A 17,934-nucleotide genomic window follows, 5' to 3' on the forward strand; every position below is an offset into this window, starting at 1 on the left:
TAAGCTCCCTATGCTTATCTATGGCAGAAAAAATGGCCTATTTTGTCGATTAACGTAGGACTAAATACAACATGCTCTTATCACGCATTATCTTCAGTGCAACGGCACCTTCTTGATCTTTAAGTTGTGCTTTAAGTGTCTTAAGATCTTTAATCGCAGTACGGTTAATACCGACAATCACATCTCCTTTTTGTAAGCCACTCATGGCCGCGGGTGAGCCTTGTGCTACATCGGTAATTTCAATGCCCTTAGATGAGTTTTCTAAGGACGCACCTTGCAGCATAGGATGCACGGCACCAGCCGCTGTTTCACTGGTTTGGCTCGCTTCACCTAAGGTCACTTTAACTGTTTTCTTATCACCGTCACGGATGAGTCCTAACTCAACGTTAGCACCTGCACCCATAGTGGCGACTTTAGCCCGCAGTTCTTGGAATGACTTAATACCACGGCCATCAACGCTGATGATAATATCACCTGCTTTTATACCGGCCTTCTCTGCGGCACTGCCCTTGGCTACTTCATTCACGAAGCCACCGTGTTGAGTGTCTAAACCGAAACCTTGGGCTAGTTGGCTATCGAGATCACGTCCCGAAATACCTAATACACCGCGGCGTACTTCTCCGTGTTCGGCAATTTGTGCCACGAGGTTTTTCACCATATTAGCAGGGATGGCAAAGCCAATACCGACGTTACCGCCGCCCGGTGCTACGATTGCGGTGTTAATCCCAATTAACTCGCCGTTAAGATTGACGAGTGCGCCACCCGAGTTACCACTGTTAATCGCGGCATCGGTTTGAATAAAGTTTTCCAGCATTTCAATGCCTAAGCCGCTACGGCCTAAAGCACTAACAATGCCCGAGGTGACGGTTTGACCTAAACCGAAGGGATTACCAATGGCAACGGCAAAGTCACCTACGCGTAAATCATCGGAATCAGAGGATTTGATTGCGATGAGATTTTTCGCTTCAATTTGCAATAATGCGATATCTGACTCTGAGTCAGTACCAATCAGTTTTGCTTTTACTTCACGGCCATCGTGAAGACCAACTTGAATATCATCAGCACCGTCAATCACATGGTTGTTCGTGACGATATAGCCTTTTTCTGCGTCAATAATCACGCCTGAGCCTAAGCCTCTAAAAGGACGTTCTTGCACTTGCTCTTGTGGCGCATTAGGGCCGAAAAAGTAACGGAAAACATCAGGTACTCTTTGCTTAGAAACATGAGTCCCCGTTACCGCTACTGATACGACTGCGGGCGTCGTACGCTCAAGCATAGGCGCAAGACTTGGAATGGATTGTCCCTCAACCGTCTGTGGAATGGCGGCCTGTGAGACGACAGGCATTATAGTCAGGGTAGCGGCTAACATTGCGGCTGAAAGTACAGATAATTTTGTTTTCATCTATTCATAACTCCAAATAAGGGTTGAAAGATCTGGATGTAATGCATCAGCAATCGTGCGAGTGCCAGATCAAATCTGTATCGGTACCGGCTATTTGCCTAGGTAATCACTCAGACTCGCACCTTATTGAAAAAGTTCATTATATTAATAAATGTTAATTTTTTTAGCCTATTTTATCGGCTGTTTCATACTTGTTTCCGAACAGAAATCTGTGGGCGATATTAGGATTTTTCAAGCCCTAATATCAGCAGATTTTGCTGATTAAAATGACCTACAGCATAGATGGTTATTAGACGTTTGTATGCAGTTTAGCGTTAAGGTAAAAGTCGTATTCTGCATTAATATATCCTGCGTCATATTGGCCGTGCTAATATCGTCACAGTTTTAATAAAGGACATAAGAGAATTTAAACGTGCCTCAGTTAAGCCCTTGGCAGTATTATCAAAAAGATCTTACCCGCGACGGTTTTTCCCATGATCCGGCTCAAGAAATTGCCGTTAAGGCGTTACAACGCGTCTATGAAGACTTAACTACGGCAGAAGAGCCGAGTTCTATTGTAGGGAAATTGTTTAGCGCATTAGGCTTAAAATCGGCACCAGCATCACCTAAAGGTCTGTATCTTTGGGGCGGAGTTGGGCGCGGTAAAACCTACCTGATGGATACTTTTTTTGATGCCTTGCCTGGTGAACAAAAATTGCGGGCTCACTTCCATCGCTTTATGCATCAATTGCATTTAGATTTGGATGAGTTAAAAGGCGTTCGCGATCCTTTGTTGGTGATTGCGAAAAAGATGGCTGCGAAATATCGCGTTATCTGTTTCGATGAATTCTTTGTCTCTGATATTACCGATGCCATGTTATTAGGTACGCTGTTTCAAGCGTTATTTAAAGAAGGCGTTGTGCTGGTTGCAACCTCGAATATTATCCCCGACGACTTATATAAAAATGGCTTACAGCGCGCACGTTTCTTACCTGCGATAGCCCTAATTAATCAACATTGTGAAGTGCTCAATGTGGATTCTGGCATTGACTATCGATTGCGTACCCTTGAGCAAGCAGAGATTTATCATCATCCATTAGATGCACAAGCTGATGCCAATCTTATACGTTATTTTAGTCAGTTAGCGCCTGAGTCTGAGGTGCTTACTGCTGACATCGAAATAGAAGGCCGCAGTATTAGTATTCGGCAGCAGGCGCAGGGCGTATTGTTGGCCGATTTTAGAGCGCTCTGTGATGGTCCACGAAGCCAGCGTGATTACATGGAACTTGCGCGGATTTATCACACTGTCCTCGTGAGTGGCATAGAACAAATGGGCGCCTTTTTGACTGGCGATGACATCGCCAGACGTTTTTTAGCTATGGTCGACGAATTTTACGAGCGCAATGTAAAGCTGATTGTATCGGCTCAAGTGCCACTCGAAGATATTTATGCCGATGGTTTGCTTAACTTCGAATTTAGGCGTTGCCGTTCGCGCTTAATTGAGATGCAATCCCACGATTATTTAAAAACCGAACACCTGCCGTAACCCAGTAGTGTAAGAGTTTTGCATTAGCTGCGGCCTTAAATCACCAGAGGCTTGTTAATCCTTAGGATGACAAGTCCGATTGGTCGATATTTTATAATTTTTATCAAAATATCAGGTGATTTTTAACTCAGCTTTGTCTATACTCCGCCACCTGCCCACGTTACTCCGCCAATTGGGCGGAAGTTGTAAGCCGAAGTCGGTGCTCGAAGGGGTACTAAAAGGCAATTTTGTGTTGTTTGCAAATGCAGACAGCATGTGAGACAGAAAATTAACTTTGGGTTTTTGTAATAATGAAGACTTTTACTGCTACACCAGAAACTGTAACTCGTGACTGGTTCGTCGTCGACGCAGACGGCAAAACTTTAGGTCGTATCGCTACTGAAATCGCTGTCCGTTTACGCGGTAAGCATAAGCCAGAATACACTCCACACGTTGATACCGGTGATTACATCATCGTTGTTAATGCTGAAAAAGTGACTGTTACTGGTAACAAAGCGAAAGGCAAAACGTACTACTCGCATTCAGGCTTCCCTGGTGGCATTAAGCAAATCAGCTTTGAAAAGCTGCAAGCGCAAAAGCCAGAAATGATCATCGAGAAAGCAGTTAAGGGTATGTTACCAAAAGGTCCTCTGGGCCGTGCCATGTTCCGTAAACTGAAAGTTTACGCTGGCGCAGAACATAACCACACTGCACAACAACCTCAAGTTCTTGATATCTAAACGGGATTAAGCAAATGGCTGCAACTCAGTACTACGGCACTGGCCGTCGCAAAACCTCTACAGCTCGCGTTTTCGCTAAAGCAGGTAGTGGCAACATCGTTGTAAATCAACGTCCTTTGGATCAGTATTTTGGTCGTGAAACTGCTCGTATGGTTGTTCGTCAACCTTTAGAGTTAGTTGAAATGACTGACAAGCTGGACATCTATGTAACTGTTAAAGGCGGTGGTATCACTGGCCAAGCAGGCGCAATCCGTCACGGTATTACCCGTGCTCTGATGCAATTAGATGAAGCACTGCGTCCATCACTACGTTCTGCTGGTTTCGTTACCCGTGACGCTCGTAAAGTTGAGCGTAAGAAAGTGGGTCTACGTAAAGCACGTCGTAAGCCACAATTCTCTAAGCGTTAATTCGTTTTTGGAATATCAAAAAACCCAGCCTATGCTGGGTTTTTTATTGGCTAAAAATTGACGGTATAAGAAAACTCTTTGGTTGGAGTATGCTGATATACAATAAATTTATATTAAGCGAGTGAGTTTGAGGTAAGCATGACTTTTCAGATTTTTATGCTAGCAGTGGCACTTGTGTTGGTTTTGGAAGGCCTTGGGCCATTATTATTCCCAAATAAATGGCGTCGTTATTTAAATGAACTCTCCCATCAAAATCAGCAAGTTATCCAGCGACTTGGTGGGGCATTAGTCACGGCTGGAGTCGTTATTTGGGTTATTTTTGCGTAAAAAACAGCCTGCTTGCCCTTATTAACTAAGATCTGTTAAAATTCTTTTTTAACCGCAACCTTGCAGCAAATAATGGGCAAAAACGTAGTTGTTCTCGGCACCCAATGGGGTGACGAAGGAAAAGGTAAGATTGTCGACCTTCTAACAGAACAGGCAAAATATGTAGTTCGCTATCAAGGCGGCCACAATGCTGGTCATACCTTGGTTATCGACGGTGAAAAAACCGTTCTTCATCTGATCCCATCGGGTATCCTGCGCGATAATGTGAAATGCATTATTGGCAACGGTGTGGTGCTTGCACCTGACGCCCTGATGAAAGAGATCAACATGCTGAAAGATCGTGGAGTTCCTGTTGAGGAACGTCTGTTGATCTCTGAAGCGTGTCCGCTGATCCTTCCCTTCCATTGTGCCCTTGATATTGCCCGTGAAAAAGCGCGCGGTAATAAAGCTATTGGTACGACTGGCCGTGGTATTGGACCTGCGTATGAAGACAAGATCTCTCGTCGCGGTCTGCGAGTAGGCGACCTGTTCAATGCTGAACTGTTTGCTGAAAAGCTGAAAGAAGTTATGAAATATCATAACTTTATGCTGACAGAGTACTATCAAGTCGAAGCGGTTGATTACGAGCAAACGCTAGCAGATGCTTTGGCTATGGCCGATTATCTGAAGAGCATGTGTGTTGATGTGACTGAACTATTGGATACTGCGCGTAAAGCCGGTGAGCCAATTCTGTTCGAAGGCGCTCAAGGTACATTACTCGATATCGACCACGGAACATACCCATTTGTAACCTCTTCAAATACCACTGCCGGTGGTGTTGCGACGGGTTCAGGTTTTGGTCCGCGTCACTTAGACTATGTCTTAGGTATCATGAAGGCTTACACCACTCGCGTAGGTGCAGGTCCATTCCCAACTGAACTATTATGTGAAGTCGGTGATCATTTAGGTACTAAAGGTCATGAGTTTGGTGCAACAACGGGTCGTAAGCGTCGTCCAGGTTGGTTGGATGCTGTGGCAATGCGCCGCGCAGTTCAAATCAACAGTGTTAGCGGCTTCTGCTTGACTAAGTTAGATGTACTTGATGGTCTGAAAGAAGTGAAGATTTGTGTCGGTTATCAGAATCCTGATGGCACTATCTCTAAAGTCACTCCGCTGGCCGCTGAAGGTTATGAACTGGTTACGCCGGTTTATGAAACTATGCCGGGTTGGAGCGAGTCGACTTTTGGCGCGACATCAATTGAGCAACTGCCTCAAGCAGCGATCAATTATATCAAGCGTCTTGAAGAGTTATTAGAAACACCAATCGACATTATCTCTACGGGTCCTGATCGTAACGAAACCATGATTTTGGTTAATCCGTTCAATTAAGATCTGTTAAGGCCGTGTTTCACGGCCTTTTTCTCTGCTTCTTTATGCCTTTCTCTGTTTTATTCTGCGGTTAGAAATTCAGCTCAAGCTCAAGAAATAGGTTATACTGCCGATGCAAGTATTCATCCTACTGTCATTGAGAGTCGTTATGCTACGTACAGCACTCGTTGCGCTACTGCCTTTAGTATCTTCAATGTGCTTTGCTGAAACGCAGGCGGTGGATATTTATAGTCAAGATCAATTGCTTGATTTGATCCGTAGCAATCAATACTTAGCGAAAGTGAAACGTGATGATTGCCAGTTAGTCCAAGACATTGAGGCGCGAGCCCAAGTCTTAAAACAGCCTTTATATCAATTTCTTTGGGGCGAAATGCTCAATCATGGAACGTGTGTAAAGGCTAACCCTGTGAAGGGTATTGCTTTGTTACGTGACTCGGCCGAACAAGGTAGCTCAGAAGCGATGTTAAAGCTTGCCGAGTATTATCAGAGTGGGAAATTTGTCATCCGCAATAAAGACAGAGCAGTGCATTATTTACTGCCTGCGGCTGCAAGTGGCAGTTTATCCGCTCGTATGATGTTAGTTCGTTTATTCGGTGAAGGTTATGGTAGTCCTAGGGATTACGAGATGGCCTATCATTGGTTATATAACGATGTATTTGCGGACGAGGCGACTAAGAATAAAGCCTTGTCTTTACTGCAGGTGTTAGCAGCTAAAATGCCCCCCAGTGCAGTGGCGCGGGCCCAGCAAGAACAGTTGCGAACCCGTTAAGTGGTCTCTTAATCTAGAGACACATTATTTGGATATTGAATGATCAAAGACCCTCATTTTGAGCGTGAACAGGATAAGTACGAAAACCCTATCCCAAGCCGTGAGTATATTCTCGATTACTTACGTTCTCAAAAATCACCTATCACCCGTGACAGCATTGCTGCGGCGTTAAACATCCAAGAGGAAGAACAACTTGAGGCCTTGCGCCGTCGCCTACGTGCGATGGAACGCGATGGCGAACTGGTGTTCACCCGTGGGCAAAGCTATGGCTTACCCGAGAAAATGGATCTGATCCCCGGCACTGTGCTCGGACACAGAGAAGGCTTCGGCTTTTTCAAACCCGATGAAGGCGGTGATGACTTATTTATTTCGAACCGCGACATGCTGATGTATTTCCACGGTGATAAAGTGCTGGCGCAAAAAGCGGGCACAGATCGTCGTGGCCGTCGCGAAGCGCGTTTGGTTCGTCTGATCCAGCCGCGAAGTGCCGCGATTGTTGGCCGTTATCATGTCGATAGCGGTATGGCATTTGTCATTGCCGATGATAAGCGTATTACCCAAGAAATTTTAGTCGCGAATGAAGATCGCAATGGCGCCCGTCAAGGTGATGTGGTTGTGGTTGAATTAACGCGTCGCCCAGGCCGTTTTGTTAAGGCTGCGGGTAAAGTGACTGAAGTGCTCGGTAAGCAAATGGCGCCGGGTATGGAAATCGAAATTGCCCTGCGTAATTATGATTTACCCCATACTTGGTCACCAGTGATCGAGAAGAAACTGCGCCGTATTCCCGATGAAGTAACCGACGCCGATAAAGTCGGTCGTGTGGATTTACGTCATCTGCCATTAGTGACTATCGACGGTGAAGACGCCCGCGATTTTGACGATGCTGTGTACGCGGAGAAAAAAGCCGGTGGCGGCTGGCGTTTATGGGTTGCGATTGCGGACGTTAGTTACTATGTGCGCACCGATTCCGCCTTAGATACCGAAGCGCGTGCCCGTGGTAACTCAGTGTATTTCCCGTCGCAAGTGATCCCTATGCTGCCGGAGAAAATCTCTAACGGCCTATGTTCGCTTAATCCCCACGTCGACCGTTTATGTATGGTCGCCGAGATGACCGTATCTGCTAAAGGTAAGTTATCAGGTTATAAGTTTTATCCGGCTGTGATGTATTCCCATGCCCGTTTCACTTATACCCAAGTGGCAGCAATGTTAGAAGGCGGCCCCATTGCGCCTGAGCATGAGGCTTTGTTCCCGCATTTGCAGTGTTTACAGTCATTGTATTTAGCGCTCGATGAGCAAAGAGCCGAGCGTGGTGCGATTGCGTTTGAAACCATGGAAACGCAGTTCATTTTCAATGAGCAGCGCAAGATTGATAAAATCGTGCCGCGTGGCCGTAATCAAGCCCATAAAATCATTGAAGAATGTATGATTTTAGCCAACGTTTCTGCAGCTAAGTTTGTGAAGAAACACAAAGGCGAAGTCTTGTATCGTGTGCATGAAGCGCCATCCGAGCAAAAATTGGCGAACTTTAAAGAGTTCCTTGCTGAGCGTGGTTTGACTATGCCTGGCGGACTTGAGCCAACGCCGTCAGATTATCAGAATGTGATGTTGCAAATTGCCGACCGCCCTGATGCTGAACTTATCCAAGTGATGTTACTGCGCTCTATGCGTCAGGCAATTTACACTCCGGATAACGAAGGTCACTTCGGTTTAGCCTTAGAAGAATATGCGCATTTTACTTCGCCCATTCGCCGCTATCCGGATTTAGTGTTACATCGTGTGATCCGTTATTTACTCGCGAAGGAAAGAGGCGAAACCACTGAGAAGTGGACGCAGGATGGTGGCTACCATTATCAACTCGATGAACTCGATCAATTAGGCGAAGAGTGTTCGACCACAGAACGTCGTGCCGATGAAGCAACTCGCGATGTCAGCGATTGGCTCAAGTGCGAGTTTATGCAAGATCACGTCGGCGATACCTTCGAAGCTGTGATTGCTTCAGTAACCAGTTTTGGTTTGTTTGTGCGTTTAAATGAGCTATTTATCGATGGCTTAGTGCATATCTCAAGCCTAGGTAGCGATTACTACCAGTTCGATCCAATGCGTCAACGTCTTATCGGCGAGCACACAGGCCAAGTTTATCAAGTGGGTGATCCTGTGACAGTTAAGGTCGCTGCAGTCAACTTAGATGACAGACAGATTGATTTGGTTATGCTGGGTGATGACGGCAAAGGTGGTAAACGTAAAGCATCTGCCAGCCGTGATAAGCCGATGACAGCCCGTGAGCGCGTTAATCGTGAAGGCGCTAAGCAAGGTAAAGCAGGCAAAACCGCGGTATCTAGCGCCAAGGCTGAAACAGGCAAAACCAAACCTAAGGCCAAAGCTGGCACTAAAGCTAAAAAAGCAGCAGTAAAAGATCCGGCTAAAAAGCCAAAAGCCGCTAAGCGGAGCACGAGAAAGAAATAAATGAAAAAACAAGATATTATTTTTGGGATCCACGCAGTTGAAGCCCTGTTAAAACACAGCCCTGAGCGCATTATTGAGTTGTGGCTGTTACAAGGTCGTGACGATGAGCGCTTAACTGTGCTGGCCGATCAGGCCAAAGCCTTTGGCACGACGATTCAAGTCGCTTCTCGTAAAGCCTTAGATGACAAAGCGGAAAGCAGCCAACATCAAGGCATAGTCGCGCGCGTTAAAGCGGCGAAAGTATTGAATGAGCAAGATTTAGATGTGCTGCTTGCTAACACTGAGCAAGCATTCCTGTTGATCTTGGATGGTGTGACGGATCCCCATAACTTAGGCGCTTGCCTACGTAATGCCGATGCGGCTGGCGTACAAGGTATTATCGTGCCTAAAGACAATTCAGTTGGCTTAACGGCGACTGTGAGTAAAGTAGCATGTGGCGCTGCGGAAACAGTGCCTTTATTCCAAGTGACTAATCTTGCGCGCACTATGCGTCACCTGCAGGATAAAGGTGTGTGGATTGTGGGCACTGCGGGCGAGGCAGATTGCGAGCTTTATCAAGCCGATCTCAAGGGATCATTGGCGATTGCCATGGGTGCGGAAGATAAAGGTTTACGCCGATTAAGCCGTGAGTCTTGCGATTCACTGATCTCTATCCCTATGGCCGGTAGTGTTTCTAGCTTGAACGTATCGGTTGCAACGGGTATTTGCTTGTTTGAAGCAGTGCGTCAGCGTCGTAGCTAATATGCTTACGTTTGCCTGATCTCACATATGCAGTATCAGGCTTGAAGTAACAACCTGCAGTAACAACTGGTCGTAATAAAAAGGCGGATTAACGATATAAAGTTAATCCGTTTTTTATTGGCCTTTTTTACGTCATCGCTTTGTCTAGGTTAACCTGATTGCTATCAGTTTCATCTATTTGAGCGGCTTCAGGCTCTGCTTGCTCAATATCGAAACTGAAGGCGAGTTGCTCCTCATCACTGTCATTATCATCGATAATATCGTCATCGACACCATCAGCCCCTAAATCATATTCCGCTTCATCTAGGTTAGCACTGGGTGTCATATGTTCTTGAATCGATTCGACATCAACTCGTGGATCCAGCGCTGCCGCCAGTGGTGAAGAGACTAAGTCGCCCGTCGCCATTATGTAGTCTTGGGTGACATTAGTTTCGACTTTTTGCTGTGAATGTACATAACGTAAACGCACAAAGAGTATTAAGGTACAGGCTGACATAAAGCCATATAACATGTTATTGCCAAACCATTGCATTAATGTCGATGCGATAAGCGGACCGATACTTGCGCCTAAGCCGAAGGTTAATAATATTGTTGCTGATAAGCCTACCCGCTCATTTTGCTCTACTCGAGAGTTGGCAAGCGCTGTGGCGAGCGGATAGAAAGTGAAACCTAAAATACCAAATAGGAAAGTCATCACCAGTGAAATCACCGGATGATAGGGTGTTAAGGCGATAGCTAAGGCTAAGATACCGAGCAATATACAGTTGATACGGATAAGGCGACTGCGGGACATAATGTCGGACAATTTTCCCATTGGCCATTGTGCCAGTAATCCCGCTAAAATCGTTGCCGTCATATACGTGGCGACTTTTTCAGGCGGTAAACCTAAGTTACTGGCGTAGGCGGGAGCGAGACCATAAAACGAACCCACTATCATGCTACCAATCGCGATTGTCGTGAGTGCTTGTGGCGCTTTTTTCCAGTAATAGGCAATTTTGAGTGGTGCTGGCACTAAGGGCGCAGGGTGAAGACGACGCGTGAGTGAGATCGGTACGATACAGAGTGAAAAACAAATTGCGATAAGCAGTAGTGGCTCTAGTCCTAAGTCGGGGAAAATACTGATCGCACCTTGGCCCAAGATTAAGCCGAAGTAAGATACGATCATATAACTCGCAAACACTGTGCCCCTTTGATTACTTTCAGCTTGTTCGTTAAGCCAACTTTCTAACACCATGTATTGGCACATCATCCCCATGCCGACCACGAGTCTGAGGAGCAGCCAAACCGCTAGCTCATCCACGAGAGCATGGCCTAATGCCGATGCCGCGACTATGCCTGCACTGGCGACAAAGGCACGGATATGGCCCACTTGAGCGATAAGTCGATGACCAATCTTAGAGCCTGCCACTAGGCCAACATAGTAGGCCGACATCATGCCGCCAATCCATATTTGTGGCACATTCATCACTGAGAGCCTGAGCCCAAGATAGGTGGTAAGCAAGCCGCCGGCTAATACCATTAATAACGTGGTGCTATATAAAGAGGCGAAAGTGCGCAGCGGATTAGTCATATACAACTCCGAAAACACAAACTAGATTGATAATGAGGAGTGAGTATATCAGGGGTTAGTGTTTATGTTGTGTTGCAAATTGTTGGTAAATCTTGATTAATTGCGCATTTCTGCTCAAAAAATCACTGAATTATGTCGGGACAACTCAAGGGGATGCTTGTAAAGCATTCACATAGACGCCAGCAGAGTAGGCTGTTAGCGTCATGTTAGTCTATGTATTTCGTCGTATTTTTTAAAAGGAGTTATCTAAAAGTGTAAAGCAAGTTGAAGGTGGTGATGGTATCCATGGGTTGGCTTCCTTCTGGTACCACTTCAGTGTATTTGATGTTCATACCGATCTTAAATGCCCAATCTTGGAACACCAGATTTTTATAGTTCATATCTAAGGTGAGGGTGTTGTTGTTCTCGCCCACTTCCGCGGTGAGATCGGCATTGAGACTGCTGTATTCCTGTAGTTTTTGAGAGAATTTGGCAGCGGTACGAAGAATGACATCTTTTTCGGCATCAGGGTTGGGAATGGTTACCGACTCTGCAGGTAAGTTATATCGATAACCTGGGCCGAACTCGAGACTGAGTTTTGTTTTATAACTACTGATAGCATTGAAACCGTAACCACTCGAAAGAGTCGATATTTGTGTGTAACTACCGAATTGATCCCAAGTAAAATCACCACGTCCGAAGACATAACCCTTAGTCAGTTTATAGTTCGATTGTAACTGTAGCTCATATTTTTCGGAGGTTGTTTGACTTTTTTCTGAGGCAAAATAGGCTTTTAGTGTGGCTTCTTGCTTGGTTTGCTTTGTATCGTAAATCAGTTGGGTTCGACCATTAAAACTGCTGGATTCGGTATTGCCTGTGTTCAGTTGCAAGCCAGCTTCGATTTCCGCGGTAAAATCGCTGGGCGGTTCCTGATAATCAGGTGGAACAAGCGCAAGCGCTGGAAATGAAAGGAAAAACAAACTGATTGGCGCAATAACTTTTAGCATTATGTTTTATTCTTGGTTAGCTGATTTCAGACGTCCGAATGTAGGCGAACCGCCATCATACCTGTATTGATTGGCGAGGCAAAGTTATTGCTTGAGTTTCTGGCTTGCTTTCTGTACTATCTCGCGCTCAAATCAGTCACTATTTTTCGTTCCTTGCCTCCATTTGGTTTGACTGAGCCAATACCGAGGCTACATAACCGTAAGGAGCAATAAATGCGTCATTACGAAATCGTATTTATGGTTCACCCAGATCAAAGTGAACAAGTACCAGGTATGATTGAGCGTTACACAGGTGTTATCACCGAAGCTAACGGCACAATCCACCGTTTAGAAGATTGGGGCCGTCGTCAACTGGCTTACCCAATCCTTGACCTGCATAAAGCTCACTACGTTCTGATGAACGTTGAAGCTAAAGCAGAGACGATCGAAGAGCTAGAAACAGCTTTCCGTTTCAACGACGCAGTTCTGCGTAACATGGTAATGCGTACTAAAGTTGCCGTTACTGAAGCATCTCCAATGGCTAGAGCTAGAGATGAGCGCGATTCACGTCGTGGCCCAGCTGGCGAACGCTCATATGATGAAGCTCACGCTGAAGAAATCGCTGAGTAAGGTAATCTGTGACCACCAATAACTTGGTGTTGTCAGGAACGATAACTCGTTCAAGACGCTTTAAAAGCCCAGCAGGTATTGCACACAGTGTAATTATGTTGGAACACAAATCGCAGCGTTATGAAGCCGAAATGCTCCGCAACGTCTACGTACAAATTCAAGTGATATTGAGTGGCCCACGCTTTGAAAGCGTCGCAGAAGATCTGAAAGCAGGTGTGGAAGTACAAGTGCAAGGCTTTATGACGCTTCAACAGGGGCGTAATGGTCAGAACCGCTTAGTCATCCATGCCGAAAATGTCGAATTGAAAACTTAGGAGACTGTCAACATGGCACGTTATTTCCGTCGTCGCAAGTTCTGCCGTTTCACCGCTGAAGGTGTTGCAGAAATTGATTACAAAGATATCGTTACTTTAAAGAACTACATCACTGAAAGCGGCAAGATTGTTCCTAGCCGTATCACTGGTACTAGTGCTAAATATCAGCGCCAACTAGCTCGCGCTATCAAGCGTGCTCGTTATCTTTCTCTACTGCCATACACTGATTTACATCAGTAATTGCAGTATTCCTAATCGAATATAGAGGATTTGATAATGAACGTTATTCTGCTTGATAAAATCGCTAACCTAGGCAACTTGGGTGACCAAGTTACTGTTAAAGCTGGTTACGCTCGTAACTACCTTTTGCCACAAGGTAAAGCTGTTGTTGCTAACGAAAGCAACGTTAAAGTATTTGAAGCTCGTCGCGCTGAATTAGAAGCTAAATTAGCTGCTGAATTAGCTGCTGCTAACCTACGTGCTGAGAAAATCACTGCACTGGAAGCTGTTGTTATTGCTTCTAAAGCGGGTGATGAAGGCAAACTGTTTGGTTCAGTTGGCAACCGTGACATCGCTGATGCAGTGACTGCTGCTGGTGTTGAGCTGGCTAAATCAGAAGTTCGTTTACCATTAGGCGCTCTGCGTACTACTGGCGACTTCGAAGTTGAAGTTCAGTTACACACTGAAGTTAAAGCTGTTGTTAAAGTTTCTATCGTTGCAGAAGCTTAATTACTCCTTGCTTTAATCTTAAGAGAAACACCGCTTCGGCGGTGTTTTTTTATGGCTGAAATTTAGGATTTGAGTGTATTTAGGTTTTGATATCGGCTCTGCGATGGATTTAAGCGATAGGTGATACGCGCCTACTCATTCAATCTCATCATCCCAAAGTGTATTCGCTGCTAAAAATACGAGCCCAAATAAAAGCCGCTTACTGCATAACAGTGAGCGGCTTTTTGTTTAGAGCAACGGATTTAGCTCAAGGTATTAATTTCTCACTAAATCCAATTCTTGGATTAAGTTATCGGCATGATCCACTTCATCCATCATCCACAGGATATAGCGAATATCCACGTGCACTGCACGGGTGATGGTTGGGTTGAAGAACCAATCTTTAGTGATAGCTTCATAGGTTGAGTCGAAGTTAAGGCCCACTAACTCACCTTTTCCGTTGAAGACTGGTGAGCCGGAGTTACCACCTGTGGTATCCACACTCGATAAGAAGTTAACAGGTACTGAGTTAAATTCTTCTGGTTTATCTAAACAAGAGAAGAGTCTGCAAATCCAGCCGCGGGGATCTTGATAAACCGACTTCACCAGATGATCACCAAAACGTTGTTCGCTAATCGCATCGAGGAGTTTTTTCGGCGCATTATAGGGCTCAACGCCTGTGTGTTTTGCGACTATGCCATCAAGACGAGTAAACGGCTGTTTATAGAGCGCATCACGTGATTGATAACCATCAACCATGCCATAGCTGATCCGTAGCGTACCGTTGGCGTCAGGATAGACTGGCCAGTTGTTTGCTTTGTAGTATTCGATTACGGCCGCCATATAATCAGGGCGAGCACTAGACAGCTTGCCGTCTAAGATTTTTTCTGACTTTTCCTGTGCCATATTCGTGTCGTAAAGTGCTACGGCTAAACGAATAAAGGGATCGGCACTGGTTTCGAAAGCGCTAGCATCGGCATTCATCCACGCGAGGCGCTTAGCTTGGTCTGTGAGCGTAGTGAGTGAGTACAAACCATCGAGTTTAGCTGCTAGATCGGCATCTTTCGTGTTCACACTTAGCATTTCATCGAGTGTTGCTACGCGATTTGATTGGCTAAGGTAAGCATTTAAATCTTGTAGCCACAAAGTCTTATCAACAGTGACATCAAAACTTGAATCGATACGTTTAAGACGTGAGCTTAGCATTGCAATATCACGTTCTTGGTAGCCTTGCTCACGCTCGGCATCGGGCTTTTGTTTTTCTTTAGCAAGACGGTAGAGGCTGTTTGCTGCGGTTAACAATGTGCTAGATTGGGCATTGGTAAAGTAGTAATTACTTTGGAACGCTTGTTGTTGCTCTGCGAGTAACACTTCTAACTCAGCAATGAGATTTTGATTTAGCTTAGGGTTTTGTTTAAGCCAAGCTAAAAAATTATCTTCACGGCTTTGCTTAATGCCAATGATATCCGTTGCTTTAAAACCCGCTAATAGGCCGTTGAGTTTCTTCATCCGGTTGGCCATTGAGGCCATATTACCTGCGTACTTAATGGCGATATCGGCATCTTTTTGTCCCATAGCCTCGATAGTATCAATCTGTAATTGATAGCGCTTAGCTTGGGTTGGGTACAACCAATCACTGGCAAATTTAAGTTCACTGGTCAGGTTGTAACGGCTAGTCGTGCCAGGGTAACCCGCCACAAACACGCCGTCACCGGCTTTTACGCCATCGGCATTGACCTTAAGGTAGCTCTTTGGCTGGTAAGGAATATTATCGTCGCTATAAGCGGCAGGTTTGCCATCTTTACCCACATAAGCCCGTAGGAAGGCAAAATCACCCGAATGGCGTGGATATTCATAGTTATCAATATCGCCACCATAGCCCCCTACACTTTCAGGTGGTGCGTAGACTAAGCGCACATCGCGGATCATCAATTGCTTGATTAAGTAGTATTCTAAGCCGTTATGGAAACTGCGCACATTACAACGATAGTTAGCATCGGCTTCACAGCTTTTGATGAGCGCTTTACTGTGATTTTGAATGTCTTCGTAACGACTTAGCGGGTCTTGGCTGAGGTCTTTATTGATTTGCTCGGTGACATTGGTCACTGCTTCTGTGATGTATAAACGTTCGTTAGGACCGGCAGAGGGTTCCTTGTCCATCGATGTTGCTAAAAAGCCTTGTTCTAGGTAGTTATGCTCTTGCTTAGTGTTATATTGTATCGCCTTGTAGGCACAATGGTGGTTTGTCACAACTAGCCCTTGGGGGGAGACAAAACTGGCGGTACAATAGCCTAGCCCAACCACGGCGTTCATTGGATAACTTGTCAGATCGGCCAGTTTTTCTGCCGGAATATCGATTCCGCGTTCACTGAGTTTGTCTGCAATTGAAGGCATTTGATAAGGTTGCCATTGTCCTTCGTCGGCAGTTGCTATGCCGGATGTCAGTACTAAGGCCGCAACCAATGCAATACGCATGTTCTTTCCTTATTGATTGTTAGAGTGTCCGTTGGAATGAAATAACAGGCGAGTGTAAACATCCTGTTTGCTTGACGCGGGTTTTATATCATATTTTGTTAAGTTGTTGGAAATCGGGAGCGTTAATGTCACAACAAGGTGCTTTTAAGCCTAAAAGTAAGCCAAGAGATTTGCAACTTGATGGACTCAAGCTGCCACCGCATTCAATTGAGGCTGAACAATCGGTATTAGGCGGCTTGATGTTAGATGCCGAAGCGTGGGACAGGGTCGCTGAGGCTGTCGTAAAAGAGGATTTTTACTCTCGCTCACATAAGATGATCTTTTCTGCCATGCACAGATTGGTTGATTTAGGGCAACCGATCGATTTGATCACTGTTTCTGAACAGTTAGAAGTTGAGAACCAATTAGAAGATGCCGGTGGTTTTGCCTATTTAGGTGAGATTGCGAAAAATACCCCAAGTGCGGGTAATATTTTATCTTACGCTGAAATCGTCCGTGAACGTGCTGTCGTTCGTGACATGATCCGCGTCGCGCATGAGATTGCCGATGCGGGCTATAACCCAGAAGGTCGGGACTCGGGTGAATTACTCGACCTGGCTGAGAGTAAAGTATTTAAGATCGCCGAGATGCGAACCAATGCTAATGAAGGTCCCGAAGGCATTAAAACCATTCTGGAAAAAACCGTCGATAAGATTGAGCAGCTTTATAACAACCCCCATAACGGTGTGACTGGAGTATCGAGCGGTTTTAACGATCTGGATAAAATGACCGCAGGGTTTCAGTCTGGCGACTTAATTATTGTTGCGGCGCGTCCTTCTATGGGTAAAACCACCTTTGCGATGAACTTGTGCGAACAGGCCGCAATGAATGAAGATAAACCCGTACTTATCTTCAGTCTCGAGATGCCGTCAGAACAGATTATGATGCGTATGCTGGCCTCCTTGGGCCGCGTTGATCAAACCAAAATCCGTACTGGTCAGCTCGATGATGAAGATTGGGCGCGGGTTTCATCGACCATGGGGATCATGCTCGAACAAGGTAAAATGTATATTGATGATGGTTCGGGATTAACCCCGACAGAAGTTCGCAGCCGCGCGCGTCGTATCGCCCGTGAGTACGGTGGTTTATCTATGATCATGATAGATTACCTGCAGTTAATGCAGGTGCCCGCCTTAAAAGATAACCGTACCTTAGAAATTTCTGAAATTTCACGCTCGCTGAAAGCATTAGCCAAAGAGTTGGAAATCCCGATTATTGCCCTGTCGCAGCTTAACCGCTCGCTCGAACAAAGGGCCGATAAACGTCCTGTTAACTCGGATTTACGTGAATCAGGCGCTATCGAGCAAGATGCGGATCTCATCATGTTTATTTATCGCGATGAAGTGTATAACAACGATTCTCAAGATAAAGGCACGGCAGAAATCATCATTGGTAAGCAACGTAACGGCCCCATTGGTCGGGTGCGGCTCACTTTCCAAGGGCAATTTTCGCGTTTCGATAATTATGCTGGGCCGCAGTTTGAAGAAGATTAATTGACGTTTAAAAACAGTC

17 protein-coding genes are annotated in these 17,934 nt (G+C 45.5%); 13 read left to right on the top strand and 4 right to left on the bottom strand.

Going from position 1 to position 17,934, the window contains the following annotated elements; translation table 11 throughout:
- Positions 1 to 49: 49 nt before the first annotated feature.
- Positions 50 to 1,402, bottom strand: a complete 1,353-nt coding sequence (gene degQ, locus RA178_RS03435) for a Do family serine endopeptidase DegQ (protein ID WP_131524126.1) — start codon at positions 1,400 to 1,402, stop codon at positions 50 to 52.
- 412 nt (positions 1,403 to 1,814) lie between these two features.
- On the opposite strand from degQ, the gene zapE reads away from it, so the two are divergent.
- The 8 genes from zapE to rlmB all read left to right on the top strand — a co-directional run bounded on the left by zapE (position 1,815) and on the right by rlmB (position 9,721).
- A complete protein-coding gene (zapE, locus tag RA178_RS03440) occupies positions 1,815 to 2,927 on the top strand; it encodes a cell division protein ZapE (protein WP_306684541.1) in 1,113 nt (370 codons plus the stop codon).
- A gap of 290 nt (positions 2,928 to 3,217) precedes the next feature.
- Positions 3,218 to 3,646, top strand: a complete 429-nt coding sequence (rplM, locus tag RA178_RS03445) for a 50S ribosomal protein L13 (RefSeq protein WP_105251403.1) — start codon at positions 3,218 to 3,220, stop codon at positions 3,644 to 3,646.
- Between the two features lie 14 nt (positions 3,647 to 3,660).
- Complete coding sequence (gene rpsI / locus RA178_RS03450) at positions 3,661 to 4,053, top strand: 30S ribosomal protein S9 (protein WP_006083052.1); 393 nt, start codon at positions 3,661 to 3,663, stop codon at positions 4,051 to 4,053.
- A 138-nt stretch (positions 4,054 to 4,191) separates the two neighbouring features.
- Positions 4,192 to 4,380: a DUF2065 domain-containing protein gene (locus RA178_RS03455; protein WP_105251404.1), complete on the top strand. Its 189-nt coding sequence runs from the start codon at positions 4,192 to 4,194 to the stop codon at positions 4,378 to 4,380.
- 72 nt (positions 4,381 to 4,452) lie between these two features.
- Positions 4,453 to 5,748: an adenylosuccinate synthase gene (locus RA178_RS03460; RefSeq protein ID WP_028759421.1), complete on the top strand. Its 1,296-nt coding sequence runs from the start codon at positions 4,453 to 4,455 to the stop codon at positions 5,746 to 5,748.
- A gap of 112 nt (positions 5,749 to 5,860) precedes the next feature.
- Positions 5,861 to 6,517: a flagellar protein MotX gene (gene motX, locus RA178_RS03465; protein ID WP_113939975.1), complete on the top strand. Its 657-nt coding sequence runs from the start codon at positions 5,861 to 5,863 to the stop codon at positions 6,515 to 6,517.
- A gap of 39 nt (positions 6,518 to 6,556) precedes the next feature.
- Positions 6,557 to 8,980 (top strand): ribonuclease R, encoded by a 2,424-nt coding sequence (gene rnr / locus RA178_RS03470; RefSeq protein ID WP_306684544.1) that lies wholly within the window; start codon positions 6,557 to 6,559, stop codon positions 8,978 to 8,980.
- Positions 8,981 to 9,721, top strand: coding sequence for a 23S rRNA (guanosine(2251)-2'-O)-methyltransferase RlmB (rlmB, locus tag RA178_RS03475; RefSeq protein ID WP_028759536.1), 741 nt, complete (start codon positions 8,981 to 8,983; stop codon positions 9,719 to 9,721).
- Between the two features lie 127 nt (positions 9,722 to 9,848).
- Here the strand turns inward: rlmB and RA178_RS03480 are convergent, their stop codons facing one another.
- Both RA178_RS03480 and RA178_RS03485 read right to left on the bottom strand, forming a co-directional pair.
- Positions 9,849 to 11,291 carry an MFS transporter gene (locus RA178_RS03480; protein WP_306684545.1) on the bottom strand — a complete coding sequence of 481 codons (1,443 nt, stop codon included), beginning with the start codon at positions 11,289 to 11,291 and terminating at the stop codon, positions 9,849 to 9,851.
- A 242-nt stretch (positions 11,292 to 11,533) separates the two neighbouring features.
- On the bottom strand, positions 11,534 to 12,277 hold the full coding sequence (locus tag RA178_RS03485) for a DUF481 domain-containing protein (RefSeq protein ID WP_219255974.1): 744 nt from the start codon (positions 12,275 to 12,277) through the stop codon (positions 11,534 to 11,536).
- A 213-nt stretch (positions 12,278 to 12,490) separates the two neighbouring features.
- On the opposite strand from RA178_RS03485, the gene rpsF reads away from it, so the two are divergent.
- From rpsF to rplI, 4 genes are read left to right on the top strand one after another with little or no spacing between them, the layout of a single operon-like run.
- Complete coding sequence (gene rpsF / locus RA178_RS03490) at positions 12,491 to 12,886, top strand: 30S ribosomal protein S6 (protein WP_105251410.1); 396 nt, start codon at positions 12,491 to 12,493, stop codon at positions 12,884 to 12,886.
- Positions 12,887 to 12,894: 8 nt separating this feature from the next.
- On the top strand, positions 12,895 to 13,200 hold the full coding sequence (gene priB, locus RA178_RS03495; RefSeq protein WP_105251411.1) for a primosomal replication protein N: 306 nt from the start codon (positions 12,895 to 12,897) through the stop codon (positions 13,198 to 13,200).
- A gap of 12 nt (positions 13,201 to 13,212) precedes the next feature.
- Positions 13,213 to 13,440, top strand: coding sequence for a 30S ribosomal protein S18 (rpsR, locus tag RA178_RS03500; protein WP_006083042.1), 228 nt, complete (start codon positions 13,213 to 13,215; stop codon positions 13,438 to 13,440).
- A gap of 36 nt (positions 13,441 to 13,476) precedes the next feature.
- On the top strand, positions 13,477 to 13,929 hold the full coding sequence (rplI, locus tag RA178_RS03505) for a 50S ribosomal protein L9 (protein WP_113939970.1): 453 nt from the start codon (positions 13,477 to 13,479) through the stop codon (positions 13,927 to 13,929).
- A gap of 255 nt (positions 13,930 to 14,184) precedes the next feature.
- Here the strand turns inward: rplI and RA178_RS03510 are convergent, their stop codons facing one another.
- Positions 14,185 to 16,383 carry a S46 family peptidase gene (locus RA178_RS03510; protein ID WP_306684548.1) on the bottom strand — a complete coding sequence of 733 codons (2,199 nt, stop codon included), beginning with the start codon at positions 16,381 to 16,383 and terminating at the stop codon, positions 14,185 to 14,187.
- 125 nt (positions 16,384 to 16,508) lie between these two features.
- Between RA178_RS03510 and dnaB the strand changes: the two genes are divergently transcribed.
- Positions 16,509 to 17,915, top strand: coding sequence for a replicative DNA helicase (gene dnaB, locus RA178_RS03515; protein WP_105251415.1), 1,407 nt, complete (start codon positions 16,509 to 16,511; stop codon positions 17,913 to 17,915).
- Positions 17,916 to 17,934: the final 19 nt, after the last annotated feature.

The organism is Shewanella oncorhynchi, assembly GCF_030848765.1.
GTDB classification, from domain to species: Bacteria; Pseudomonadota; Gammaproteobacteria; order Enterobacterales; family Shewanellaceae; genus Shewanella; species Shewanella oncorhynchi.